Consider the following 12181-nt stretch of genomic DNA (forward strand, 5'->3'; position numbering starts at 1 on the left):
AAGGGCAGTCAAGGCCGAAAGATCAAGTGGACACTCTGATTTGACAAGTGTTTAAGCTAAACTCGACAAGTTAGAAATCCATAAAAAAGGGGGAGGCCGACATGGATATTCGCTTGATCACCGCACCTGTCATTCAGGACCGTGAAGCGCTGGAGGAGTTCGCCGACGTCCTGACCGACCGCGCGCCCCAGATTGAACACGACGTGGCACGGCTGCAGAAAAGTCCGGCCGACCGCGAGATCATCGCCGATCTTTTTCGCGCCATCCACAATATCAAGGGCGATGCATCGCTGTGCAAGTTCGACCTGGGCGTCGCCATCGCCCATCCCATCGAAACGATGATGGGGCGCTTTCGGGAAGGCGAGATCCCCTTCTCCGATCTGCTCGCCGAAATGATCCTGCTGGCCGTCGACCGCCTTGAATTGGCAACCGATGCGGTGCTTGCCGGAAAATCCGTCGAAAATTTTCGTCTGCTCGATCTGGTTCAGGGACTCGACACCCTTGCCCTGGCCAGCAACGAAGATGTCGATACTCGGTGCGCCGAACTGATTGAGACGGTAACCGGTTTTCCATCGGTCATCGGGGAAATATCGAGTCGTGCCCCGCGCGTCGCAACGCCGAAGAGCGAACAGAAAAATGCCAGCTCCGACCTGCAGTTCTTCCGCTCGCTCGCCCTGCAGCTGGAAAGCCGGTCACCGCTTTTCAAGGGACGAACCATGCGCATCCTGCGTCTTGCCCTGGAAACCAACAAAACCGGCGGCAACGCCGTTGATCCGGTGCAACTCGAAGCGGCGGTTTATCTCCACGATGTCGGAATGATGCTGGTGCCGGAAGCCGTTTGGCTCAAAGTTGGAAAGATGACGCCTGAAGACAAGCGCCAACTGAACAACCACCCGGGTTTCGTCGCCGGCCTATTGCAACGCATGCCCGGCTGGGAGGCGGCAGCCGAGATGGTCGCACAGCACCACGAGATGCCGGACGGCGGCGGCTATCCGAACCAACTGCTTGCCCCGGAGATTTGTCCGGGCGCCAAGATTCTGGCGATCGTCGATGCCTTCGAGGCGGTGATGCTGAAACATATTCATCGTGGCAAGAATCGCTCGGTGCTCCGGGCCATTGCCGAGATCAACGCCTGCGACAAGCAATTCGCGCCGGAATGGATCGCTCCTTTCAATGCGGTTATCCGCAAGACCATCGAAAGCTGATGCCAGTCGATCATCAACGCCGCTTTGGCGGCATCGCTCGCCTTTATGGCGCCGAGGGTGCCGAGCGCTTGCGCCTGGCCAATGTCTGTGTCGTCGGCATCGGTGGCGTCGGCTCATGGAGCGTCGAAGCCCTGGCCCGGACAGGAATTGGCCGGATTACCGTAGTCGACCTCGACATGGTCGCCGAATCGAATACCAATCGACAGATCCACGCCCTCGGGGATATCTACGGCAAAGCCAAAGTTGACGCGATGGCCGAACGGATTCGGGCGATCAACCCGGCCTGTGAGATCAGTTGCATTGAAGATTTCGTGACGCCGGAAAACGTCAGCCAGATACTGGGCCATGGTTTTTCCGTCGTCATCGATGCCATCGACCAGGTGCGTGCCAAGGCGGCGATGATTGCTTTCTGCCGCCAGCAAAAAACGCCTATCGTCGTGGCCGGGGCCGCTGGCGGGCAATTCGATCCGACCCAGATTCGTCTTGCCGATCTCAGCCTGACGGTGCAAGACCCGCTGCTTGCCAAGGTCCGCTCGATCCTGCGGCGCGAGTATGGGTTCCCCCGCGATGGCAAAAAGAAATTTGGCGTCCCAGCGGTGTTTTCGACGGAACCCTTGCGCTACCCGAGCAAGGACGCCAGTTGCGATGCTGAACGCGGCCCGGCCGGCCTGAATTGCGCCGGGTTTGGGTCGTCCGTCTGCGTCACCTCGGTTTTCGGCATGGCGGCAGCCGCGCACGCCATCAGCCTGATTACCAGCCAATGAGCAAGACCAAGAAACTGCGCTCACGGAAAGCCGGCTTGGCACCGGGAACGCTGGTGCATATTGGTGAAATAAAAACCCAAGCGCCCAGTTTCTCGGTCATCGACTTTGACGAAAAAGGGCTTTCCGAAGCAGGGCTGCCCGACACGGCCAGCCTCCGCGACCGCCCCAGACAGTTCAAGACGCGCTGGGCCAACATTTATGGGGCGCACAATCCAGCCGACCTGGCGGCGCTTGGCGAGATTTACGCGCTCCACCCGCTGGTTCAGGAAGACATTCTCAACAACGCCCAGCGGCAGAAGATCGATGCCTATGAGAACTACCTCTACCTCGTCCTGCACCGCTACGATCTGAAACAAGACCCGCTTGAACTCACCCAGGACCAGATCAGCCTGGTTATTGGCCGTGACTTCCTGTTGAGTTTTCAGGAAAGACCTTCGCGGACATTCGAGCCCGTCCGCCAGCGCCTCCGCGCCGAACATACCAGTCTGCGCAAAGGCGGAGTCGATATGCTGGCCTACTCGCTGATCGACTCGGTCGTGGACAGCTATTTTGGCGTCATCGAGCAACTCAACGACTACGCCGAATCGCTGGAAAACGACATTCTTGGGCGACCGGCCCCCGCCACACTGGAAGGCATTCACCAGTTCAAACGTTGCGTTTCCCAACTTCGGCGAAACCTGACGCCGCTCCGGGAAGTCCTCGGCACCCTGCATCGCGATGCGGCCGATTTTTTCCGGCCCGAACTGCAGCTATATTTGCGCGACGTTTATGACCACACGGTGCACATTCTTGAATCGCTTGAAGACTTGCGCGATCTTGCGAGCGGTCTCCTCGACGTCTATCTATCGACGGTAAGCCACCGGGTCAATCTCGAAGTCCGGGCGTTGACCGTGGTAGCCACCATCTTCATGCCAGCGACGCTGATCGCCGGCATTTTCGGCATGAATTTCCGCGTCATGCCCTGGCTGCCCGATGCCGGCGGTTTCTATTACGCCCTTGGCTTGATGGGGCTGATCGCCAGCATCATGCTGCTGCTCTTCTGGCGACGCCGCTTCCTCTAAACCGTCGGGCTGTCCAGCCAGACACACAACCCCTGGGCGTTCAGCTCGAGATCGGTTTCCCATATTTCCCCCAATTGCGCGTCGGATAGCCGGCAACCGTGGGCCCGAATCTGGGCGAACAGGTAGGCGGTCATCGCCTGCTTGATGCTTTGATGGCGATCTGCGTCACCATTCTTTTCGGACATCGCCAGGTCGACCAGAGCATCGAGATGGCGCAACAAGTCTTCCCCTTTTTTCTGGACCTCGACCACCTGTCCGTAGTGGGTCAGATACATCGCATCCGGGCTGAATGAGAGCAGGCGCCGAATCGACTGACGCATTTCCTCGGGTTCGAACTGGGTCGGCGTCGTCGTCGGAAAAATGAACTGTCGGCCATCCACGTCGAGTTCGCGATAGGACAGACCGAACATGTCGCCGGTGAATATCCCTCCGGTCTTTTGATCGACGATGCAAATATGGTGGCGAGCATGTCCCGGCGTATCGAGACAAAGCAACTGGCGGCCAGCTAGCGAAATCACCTGACCATCGGGTGCCTCGATAATCCGCTCGGCCGGAATCGGTACGATTTCCCCGTAGACCCGCTGCACATACTCGGCGCCATAGACAGCCGTTACCCCGGCCACCAGCCTTGATGGCTCGGCCATGTGGCGTGCGCCGCGCGGATGGACAACCAGCCTGGCGTTGGGAAAGACCGCCATCATCCCACCTGCACCGCCAGCGTGATCGAGGTGGATATGAGTGAGAATCACATAGTCCACCGCCGTCACATCGAGACCGAGCCTTTTGAGGGCCGCCAGGGCATTAGGCAATGCATCGTTACTGCCCGTATCGACAAAGGCCACCCGTCCGTCCTCAACCAGCAGGTGAATGGCCGCCAGGATCGGACGGACATACCCCGCATCGAAGGCGATAATGCCGTTCCCGTAGTCTCTCCAGTCAAACATTTCCATACTCCACCGTATTGATGCGCGGATTATACTTGCCGCGTTCCAATATTCTTTTACAGCCATGTCCCACTTTTTTGCCGACGACGGCGCCAAGATTCACGTCAGCATTTCCGGCGAAGGTTCGCCGATCGTCATGTTGCATGGCTGGACCTCAAGCTATCGGGAATGGTTTCCCTTCCTCGAGGCGCTGACCGCAAAACACCAGGTTTATCGTTGGGACGCTCGCGGCCACGGCGGTCATCCGCTTGGAAACCACACCGCTGCAACCGCCGAACGCATGGCACGAGACCTTGAAAACCTGCTCGACCATTACGCACTGAATCAAGTTACCGCAGTCGGCCATTCGATGGGTGCCCTGACGCTGTGGCAATACATCCGCGATTTCGGCACCAAACGCCTGTCCCGTCTTTGCTTCATCGACCAGTCGCCGAAACTGCTGACTGACAAAAACTGGGAGCACGGCATTTATGGCGGATTTGACGATGGCAAGGCCCGTGAAATGATGGTCTGGCTGAAAGACGATTTTGCCGAAGCAGTGCTCAAACTGACCGCCTTCGGCTTGAATCAACGGGCACGGGAGAAATATCTCGCGGGAGCCAGCGGCTGGGAGCGCGCCCGTGCCGCGCTACGGGCGCAGGATCCGGGACCATTGATCGATTGCTGGGCCAGCCTTACCGCAGCCGATTACCGCGATGTTTTGAGCCGCATCGACGTCCCCTCAATGCTGGTTTATGGTCAGGAGAGCAATTTCTACCGCGTTGAAACAGCACGTCATGTTGCCCAGCAAATCCCCAACGCCGTCCTCCACATCTACGAAGGCACCGATCACTCGCCCCACCAGTGGCAGCGCGAACGTTTCGCACGCGATCTGATGGCATTCATCGATCCACAGAGCTGACCCGACCGACAAACTGGAACTTCCTGCGCTGTAGCAGCGGAGGTTGTAGACGACAAAAACCCCGTTAGCTTGTGCTAACGGGGTTTTGAATGGGAGCCTGGCGGTGACCTACTTTCGCGAGCGGAAGCTCACTATCATCGGCGCTCATCTGTTTCACGGTCCTGTTCGGGAAGGGAAGGGGTGGGTCCAGAGGGCTATTGCCGCCAAGCGTAACTTGTGTGTTTGTCGCGTATTGAAGCGCGGCAAACGCAAAACGGGGAGGAAGGTTGTTGTTGTGACTGCTATGAGTTGCTGCAGTGTATTACAAGGTTATAGGATCAAGCCGCACGGGCAATTAGTATCAGTTAGCTTAACGCATTACTGCGCTTCCACACCTGACCTATCAACGTCGTGGTCTTCGACGACCCTTTAGGGAGTTCAAGACTCCGGGAAATCTTATCTTAAGGCGAGTTTCACGCTTAGATGCTTTCAGCGTTTATCTCTTCCGAACATAGCTACCCGGCGATACGACTGGCGTCATAACCGGTACACCAGAGGTTCGTCCACTCCGGTCCTCTCGTACTAGGAGCAGCCCCCTTCAAATTTCCAGCGCCCACGGCAGATAGGGACCAAACTGTCTCACGACGTTTTAAACCCAGCTCACGTACCTCTTTAAATGGCGAACAGCCATACCCTTGGGACCGGCTACAGCCCCAGGATGAGATGAGCCGACATCGAGGTGCCAAACACCGCCGTCGATATGAACTCTTGGGCGGTATCAGCCTGTTATCCCCAGAGTACCTTTTATCCGTTGAGCGATGGCCCTTCCATACAGAACCACCGGATCACTATGACCTGCTTTCGCACCTGCTCGACTTGTGGGTCTCGCAGTCAAGCACGCTTTTGCCATTGCACTTTATGGGCGATGTCCGACCGCCCTAAGCGTACCTTCGTACTCCTCCGTTACCTTTTGGGAGGAGACCGCCCCAGTCAAACTGCCCACCATGCACGGTCCCCGATCCGGATTCACGGATCAAGGTTAGAACCTCAAATAAATCAGGGTGGTATTTCAAGGTTGGCTCCACCGAAACTAGCGTCCCGGTTTCACAGCCTCCCACCTATCCTACACAGACCGATTCAAAGTCCAATGCAAAGCTACAGTAAAGGTTCATGGGGTCTTTCCGTCTTGCCGCGGGGAGATTGCATCTTCACAAACATTTCAACTTCGCTGAGTCTCAGGAGGAGACAGTGTGGCCATCGTTACGCCATTCGTGCAGGTCGGAACTTACCCGACAAGGAATTTCGCTACCTTAGGACCGTTATAGTTACGGCCGCCGTTTACCGGGGCTTCGATCAAGAGCTTGCACCCCATCAATTAACCTTCCGGCACCGGGCAGGCGTCACACCCTATACGTCCACTTTCGTGTTTGCAGAGTGCTGTGTTTTTATTAAACAGTCGCAGCCACCATTTCACTGCAACCCCATCGGCCTTCGAGCGCGAAGCTCTACAACCTACCGGGGCACACCTTCTCCCGAAGTTACGGTGTTAATTTGCCGAGTTCCTTCTCCTGAGTTCTCTCAAGCGCCTTAGAATTTTCATCCTGCCCACCTGTGTCGGTTTGCGGTACGGTCAATTCTAGACTGAAGCTTAGTGGCTTTTCCTGGAAGCTTGGTATCAATCACTTCAGCACCGTAGTGCCTCGTCGTCACGCCTCAGCTTAGCCCCCCGGATTTGCCTAAGGGGCACGCCTACACGCTTAAACCACCTATTCCAACAGATGGCTGACCTAACCTTCTCCGTCCCCACATCGCATCTAGAATCGGTACAGGAATATTGACCTGTTTCCCATCGACTACGCATTTCTGCCTCGCCTTAGGGGCCGACTCACCCTACGCCGATGAACGTTGCGTAGGAAACCTTGGGCTTTCGGCGAGGGAGCTTTTCACTCCCTTTATCGCTACTCATGTCAGCATTCGCACTTCTGATATCTCCAGCATCCTTTACAAGACACCTTCACAGACCTACAGAACGCTCCCCTACCATATCTTTCGATATCCGCAGCTTCGGTGCACAGTTTGAGCCCCGTTACATCTTCCGCGCAGGACGACTCGACTAGTGAGCTATTACGCTTTCTTTAAAGGATGGCTGCTTCTAAGCCAACTTCCTAGCTGTCTATGCCTTCCCACTTCGTTTCCCACTTAACTGTGTCTTGGGGACCTTAGCTGGCGGTCTGGGTTGTTTCCCTCTTGACAATGGACGTTAGCACCCACTGTCTGTCTCCCAGGCTTGCACTTTGCGGTATTCAGAGTTTGCCATGGTTTGGTAAGTCGCGATGACCCCCTAGCCATAACAGTGCTTTACCCCCGCAAGTGATACCTGAGGCACTACCTAAATAGTTTTCGGGGAGAACCAGCTATTTCCGGATTTGTTTAGCCTTTCACCCCTATCCACAGCTCATCCCCTAATTTTTCAACATTAGTGGGTTCGGACCTCCAGTACCTGTTACGGCACCTTCATCCTGGCCATGGATAGATCATCCGGTTTCGGGTCTACGCCGTGCTACTAAACGCCCTTATCAGACTCGCTTTCGCTACGCCTCCCCTATTCGGTTAAGCTCGCAACACAACGTAAGTCGCTGACCCATTATACAAAAGGTACGCAGTCACGGAACAAGTCCGCTCCCACTGTTTGTATGCATGCGGTTTCAGGATCTATTTCACTCCCCTCCCGGGGTTCTTTTCGCCTTTCCCTCACGGTACTAGTTCACTATCGGTCGATCACGAGTATTTAGCCTTGGAGGATGGTCCCCCCATGTTCAGACAAGGTTTCACGTGCCCCGCCCTACTTTTCGCTAACTTAGTACCACGGATTCGTTTTCATGTACGGGGCTATCACCCACTACGGCCGGACTTTCCATTCCGCTCCATTAACGATTCCGCTATCACTAGCAGGCTGCTCCCCGTTCGCTCGCCACTACTTGGGGAATCTCGGTTGATTTATTTTCCTCCGGCTACTTAGATGTTTCAGTTCACCGGGTTCGCCTCAATATCCTATGTATTCAGATAAAGATACTCATTGCTGAGTGGGTTTCCCCATTCGGATATCGGGGGATCAAAGCTTCATTGCCAGCTCCCCCCCGCTTTTCGCAGGCTTGCACGTCCTTCATCGCCTGTGATCGCCTAGGCATCCACCACATGCACTTAGTCGCTTGATCCTATAACCTTGTGCTCTCGTCAGAGAGCGGCTACAGGCAAACTCATATTTGTGCGATCTTCATACTCCATACAAAGATCGATGCAATCACAACGCATCACCCAGGCCTCATCAGCCCAAGTGACACAACCTTCTTCCGTTTTGTTAAAGAGCGCAGCATTTGATTCCTCAAAAGCTAAAGATAAACAACCCTGTTTATCTTTAGTTTCTGGTGGAGGATAACGGGATCGAACCGTTGACCCCCTGCTTGCAAAGCAGGTGCTCTCCCAGCTGAGCTAATCCCCCGTTTTAAGACGTTGGTGGGTCTGGTTGGAATCGAACCAACGACCCCCGCCTTATCAAGACGGTGCTCTAACCGACTGAGCTACAGACCCTCGTCTGTTTGCGCTACGTTTGAACAATCGATAGGTTGTGGGTGCCACTGATGCTTTTCTCTAGAAAGGAGGTGATCCAGCCGCAGGTTCCCCTACGGCTACCTTGTTACGACTTCACCCCAGTCACGAACCCCGCCGTGGTAAGCGCCCTCCTTGCGGTTAGGCTACCTACTTCTGGCGGAACCCGCTCCCATGGTGTGACGGGCGGTGTGTACAAGACCCGGGAACGTATTCACCGTGACATGCTGATCCACGATTACTAGCGATTCCGACTTCATGCAGGCGAGTTGCAGCCTGCAATCCGGACTACGATCGGCTTTCTGGGATTGGCTCCCCCTCGCGGGTTGGCGACCCTTTGTACCGACCATTGTATGACGTGTGAAGCCCTACCCATAAGGGCCATGAGGACTTGACGTCATCCCCACCTTCCTCCGGTTTGTCACCGGCAGTCTCGCTAAAGTGCCCAACTAAATGATGGCAATTAACGACAAGGGTTGCGCTCGTTGCGGGACTTAACCCAACATCTCACGACACGAGCTGACGACAGCCATGCAGCACCTGTGTTCAGGTTCCCTTTCGGGCACATCTCAATCTCTCAAGACTTCCTGACATGTCAAGGGTAGGTAAGGTTTTTCGCGTTGCATCGAATTAATCCACATCATCCACCGCTTGTGCGGGTCCCCGTCAATTCCTTTGAGTTTTAACCTTGCGGCCGTACTCCCCAGGCGGTCAACTTCACGCGTTAGCTCCGGTACTAAAAGGTTTTACCCTCCCAACACCTAGTTGACATCGTTTAGGGCGTGGACTACCAGGGTATCTAATCCTGTTTGCTACCCACGCTTTCGTGCATGAGCGTCAGTATCGACCCAGGGGGCTGCCTTCGCCATTGGTGTTCCTCCACATCTCTACGCATTTCACTGCTACACGTGGAATTCCACCCCCCTCTGCCGTACTCTAGCCTTGCAGTCACAAGCGCAGTTCCCAGGTTGAGCCCGGGGATTTCACGCCTGTCTTACAAAACCGCCTGCGCACGCTTTACGCCCAGTAATTCCGATTAACGCTCGCACCCTACGTATTACCGCGGCTGCTGGCACGTAGTTAGCCGGTGCTTCTTATTCCGGTACCGTCATCCACACCAGGTATTAACCAATGCGATTTCTTCCCGGCCGAAAGAGCTTTACAACCCGAAGGCCTTCTTCACTCACGCGGCATGGCTGGATCAGGCTTTCGCCCATTGTCCAAAATTCCCCACTGCTGCCTCCCGTAGGAGTCTGGACCGTGTCTCAGTTCCAGTGTGGCGGATCATCCTCTCAGACCCGCTACAGATCGTCGCCTTGGTGAGCTTTTACCCCACCAACTAGCTAATCTGATATCGGCCGCTCTAACAGCGCAAGGCCCGAAGGTCCCCTGCTTTCCTCCTCAGAGAATATGCGGTATTAGCGTAACTTTCGCTACGTTATCCCCCACTGAAAGGTACGTTCCGATACATTACTCACCCGTTCGCCACTCGCCACCAGGATTGCTCCCGTGCTGCCGTTCGACTTGCATGTGTAAGGCATGCCGCCAGCGTTCAATCTGAGCCAGGATCAAACTCTTCAGTTCAATCCAACTAATTACTCACAATTCACTGACGGTAGAATTTGACTTCTACCTCGATGGATCTCTCCATCCGTGTGATTGCCTTTAATACTTTTTGCGACTTGCGTCGCTTTCGCATCAAGGCACCCACACCTATCGATTGTCCAAATTGTTAAAGATCACTTCCTGCACTGCGCCGTCGCTTTCGCTTCGTCTGCAGCAGAGAGGCCGAATTATGAACCTCTTCTCTACTCCCGTCAAGCTTTTCAGCTCAACTTCTTCTTTCTACTTCCTCTTCCCCAACCGCCGAAAACACCCGCCGCTGCAGAAGAGCTGCGCATTATATAGATCTAAATTCGAAGGTCAAGGTGCCAGTGAAAATAACTTGATACTTTCGCTTTTGCACTACCGAAGCGACCCAAGAAGAAGCCTCAGGTGTTGCTCAGCAATCAGGCGGCCAGTGCTTTTCTCAGTAGACGCGTCAACAGGCCGATGACCGGCAGCTTCATATATAACTCCTCCGCCGTATCCCAATAGTCGCGGTGGTAATTCACTTTGCCGTCGGCGTCGAACTTCAGATGCGAGACGCCGCGCATGATCTGCGTTTCGCCTCTGCCCCATGAGCCAAAGCAGTAGCTGAGTTCCCAGACCAACATCGCACCATCGGCATCGGCGACCTGCCCGGTAATGGTGAAGCGCGGTTCGACGACCTGTGTATACATATGGGTGAAGATGCGCTGGATGGCGGCGAGGCCGTGCACCTCGTTGAACGGATCCTTGAAATAGGCGTTCTCGCTATAGAACTCCGGAAAGCGGGCAACGCTGTCCGGGGAAAGATCTTGGTAGAAGCGAATCAGTTCGGGCAACGTCATGTCAGCCTCCGGTGAATCGACGAACCAGCGGGAAATACCAGGCATAAGGCAGCAATGCCAGCAGCTTCATGACCCGGGTGAATCGCTTCGGGTAGTGAATCTCGAATTTGCCGCGACGGAAACCATCAAGCGTCGCAATGGCCGCCTGCTCCGGCGTCAGCAGCGCTGGCATGCTGAAATCGTTCTTCGCGGTCAGTCGGGTGGCGACAAAGCCCGGGTTGATGGCCCAGACCCCAATTCCCTTGGGCGCCAGCTCGAGATGCAGACATTCGGCAAAGTGAATAAGCGCCGCCTTGCCCGGTCCGTAGGCCAGTGCCTTCGGCAAGCCACGGTAGCCGGCGACGCTGGCGCAGAAGGCAATGCCGCCGCCCGCACCAAGCAGATCGGGCAGGACCGTTGCCGCCAGCCGCATCGCGCCGGTGAAATTGACGGCAATCACTTTTTCCGCCAGCTCCAGATCAAAGCCTTCGGCCTGCATCGGCACGTAGTCGCCGGCCAGGTAAAGCACCAGATCGACGCCGCCCATTGCCGTGACCAGCACCTGATGCGCAGCACCCAGACTGGCAGCATCGGTCGCATCGCAAGAGAGCACCAAGGCGTTGGCGATTTCCAGCGCCTGCAATTTGCCGCCATCGCGCCCGGAAAGGGCCAGCCGCGCACCGCGCCCGGCCAGTTCGCGGGCCAGGGCGGCGCCAATACCGCTCGAGGCGCCGACCAGCCAGACACGCCTGCCTTGCCACTCGGTGATTTTCGGGTTCATCGCCGGCTCAGCGCTTGACGAAGGTCAGCGTCACTTCGCCCAGGTTGAAGCCCCACTTGCTCATATAGGAGCGGTTCATCATCACCTTGTCGTCCATCAGGTACATCCAGTCGTCGAAATTGACGTGATAGACCTTGCCATCGACCGGCAGGGCCAGCACATAGCGCCAGCGCAGCGAATTGCCGGCGACTTCGCCGATTGCCTCGCCGACCACATCGTCGGCCCGCCCCCGGAATGTGCCATCCGCCTGCTTGGTCAGGGTCCACACCCGGCGCGACGTCGTGCCGTCGGACCACTTGAAATTCTCGTCGAGGACGCCGGTATCGCCCGTCCATTGCGCATCGATAACCACATGGAAGCGCTTTTTCACCTCGCCGGAGCGGCCCTGGAACATGCCCCAGGCGTCGAGTGTGCCATTCAGATAGGTCTTCATATCGAGGGCCGGTTGTTCGCTGCGGTATTGCTCGACTCCGGGCGATGCGCAGCCGGCCAGGCCAAGCGTGAAGGCGGCAGCCATAACGAGTTTCAT

The 12181-nt window shown here is 56.1% G+C and carries 9 protein-coding genes, 2 tRNA genes and 3 rRNA genes; 4 read left to right on the top strand and 10 right to left on the bottom strand.

The window, feature by feature from the left end:
• The first annotated feature begins 101 nt into the window (after positions 1 to 101).
• The 3 genes from ACLIKD_RS15815 to corA are packed head-to-tail and all read left to right on the top strand — an operon-like array spanning position 102 to position 3030.
• Entirely contained in the window at positions 102 to 1205 is a 1104-nt protein-coding gene (locus ACLIKD_RS15815) for an HD domain-containing phosphohydrolase (protein ID WP_428825808.1), read from the top strand.
• Positions 1205 to 1969: a tRNA cyclic N6-threonylcarbamoyladenosine(37) synthase TcdA gene (gene tcdA / locus ACLIKD_RS15820; protein ID WP_428825809.1), complete on the top strand. Its 765-nt coding sequence runs from the start codon at positions 1205 to 1207 to the stop codon at positions 1967 to 1969. The genes ACLIKD_RS15815 and tcdA overlap by 1 nt, the downstream gene beginning before the upstream one ends.
• Positions 1966 to 3030 (top strand): magnesium/cobalt transporter CorA, encoded by a 1065-nt coding sequence (gene corA / locus ACLIKD_RS15825; protein ID WP_428825810.1) that lies wholly within the window; start codon positions 1966 to 1968, stop codon positions 3028 to 3030. The genes tcdA and corA overlap by 4 nt, the downstream gene beginning before the upstream one ends.
• Here corA and ACLIKD_RS15830 read toward each other — a convergent pair.
• Positions 3027 to 3974 (bottom strand): MBL fold metallo-hydrolase, encoded by a 948-nt coding sequence (locus ACLIKD_RS15830; RefSeq protein ID WP_428825811.1) that lies wholly within the window; start codon positions 3972 to 3974, stop codon positions 3027 to 3029. The genes corA and ACLIKD_RS15830 overlap by 4 nt on opposite strands.
• On the bottom strand, positions 3967 to 4119 hold the full coding sequence (locus ACLIKD_RS15835; protein ID WP_428825812.1) for a hypothetical protein: 153 nt from the start codon (positions 4117 to 4119) through the stop codon (positions 3967 to 3969). Before ACLIKD_RS15835 ends, ACLIKD_RS15830 begins: the two co-directional genes overlap by 8 nt.
• Here ACLIKD_RS15835 and ACLIKD_RS15840 point away from each other — a divergent pair.
• Positions 4111 to 4875, top strand: coding sequence for an alpha/beta fold hydrolase (locus ACLIKD_RS15840; RefSeq protein WP_428825813.1), 765 nt, complete (start codon positions 4111 to 4113; stop codon positions 4873 to 4875). The genes ACLIKD_RS15835 and ACLIKD_RS15840 overlap by 9 nt on opposite strands.
• A gap of 95 nt (positions 4876 to 4970) precedes the next feature.
• On the opposite strand, the gene rrf is transcribed toward ACLIKD_RS15840, so the two are convergent.
• The 8 genes from rrf to ACLIKD_RS15880 all read right to left on the bottom strand — a co-directional run bounded on the left by rrf (position 4971) and on the right by ACLIKD_RS15880 (position 12181).
• Positions 4971 to 5083: ribosomal RNA gene (gene rrf / locus ACLIKD_RS15845) — 5S ribosomal RNA — on the bottom strand.
• A 105-nt stretch (positions 5084 to 5188) separates the two neighbouring features.
• Positions 5189 to 8069 (bottom strand): 23S ribosomal RNA (locus ACLIKD_RS15850).
• Positions 8070 to 8277: 208 nt separating this feature from the next.
• Positions 8278 to 8353, bottom strand: a tRNA-Ala gene (locus ACLIKD_RS15855).
• Positions 8354 to 8365: 12 nt separating this feature from the next.
• Positions 8366 to 8442 (bottom strand) — tRNA-Ile (locus ACLIKD_RS15860).
• A 64-nt stretch (positions 8443 to 8506) separates the two neighbouring features.
• Positions 8507 to 10044 (bottom strand): 16S ribosomal RNA (locus ACLIKD_RS15865).
• Together the 16S, 23S and 5S rRNA genes with 2 tRNA genes alongside form the textbook arrangement of a ribosomal RNA operon.
• Before the next feature lie 425 nt (positions 10045 to 10469).
• Positions 10470 to 10892 carry a nuclear transport factor 2 family protein gene (locus ACLIKD_RS15870; protein ID WP_428825814.1) on the bottom strand — a complete coding sequence of 141 codons (423 nt, stop codon included), beginning with the start codon at positions 10890 to 10892 and terminating at the stop codon, positions 10470 to 10472.
• A 1-nt stretch (position 10893) separates the two neighbouring features.
• Positions 10894 to 11652: an SDR family NAD(P)-dependent oxidoreductase gene (locus tag ACLIKD_RS15875; protein ID WP_428825815.1), complete on the bottom strand. Its 759-nt coding sequence runs from the start codon at positions 11650 to 11652 to the stop codon at positions 10894 to 10896.
• Positions 11653 to 11659: 7 nt separating this feature from the next.
• The gene (locus ACLIKD_RS15880) at positions 11660 to 12181 is read right to left on the bottom strand and encodes a DUF3833 domain-containing protein (protein WP_428825816.1); all 522 of its coding nucleotides are present in this window, start codon (positions 12179 to 12181) and stop codon (positions 11660 to 11662) included.

It is taken from the genome of Azonexus sp. IMCC34842 (genome assembly GCF_050368855.1).
GTDB classification, from domain to species: Bacteria; Pseudomonadota; Gammaproteobacteria; order Burkholderiales; family Rhodocyclaceae; genus Azonexus; species Azonexus denitrificans_A.